The organism is Neisseria sp. P0021.S007 (assembly GCF_051956855.1).
This window is the reverse complement of sequence record NZ_JBQCXA010001730.1, coordinates 1-441: the sequence shown is the minus strand read 5'-3', so window position 1 is coordinate 441 and position 441 is coordinate 1. Positions and strand designations below refer to the sequence as shown.

Annotated in this window: 1 pseudogene; it reads left to right on the top strand. The window is 53.1% G+C overall.

Annotated elements, in window-relative coordinates:
• Window positions 1–244: pseudogene (locus tag ACTHUR_RS21165) on the top strand (FAD-dependent oxidoreductase); the annotation flags it as partial.
• Window positions 245–441 lie beyond the last annotated feature (197 nt).

Here is a 441-nt window from a genome sequence, read left to right as displayed (position 1 = left end):
CAACCTCGCCCCACATTTCGGCCGCCTCGCCCCTACCGTTTTCTACGCCCAAGGCTATTCCGGACACGGCATGGCGATTACCGGCATTGCCGGTTTGGCGATTGCCGAAGCCATCATGGGCGATGACGGCCGTCTGAAACCTTTCGAGCAACTGCGCCACAGCAACATCATCACCCAACCATTCCTGCGCAAACTCGGCTCTTTTCTCGGCTCAAAATACTATCAATGGAAAGACAGCCACTAAACCCAAGCAACAAACATATTTCAGACGGCGGCAGATTCAAGTAAAATTCAGGCCGTCTGAAAGCTTAGATACGACAAAATTCAATCATTCATCAGCAAGGAAACCATTATGAGCAACCATCACAAACTCATCATCCTCGGCTCCGGCCCCGCCGGCTATACTGCCGCCGTCTATGCTGCCCGCGCCAATCTCAACCC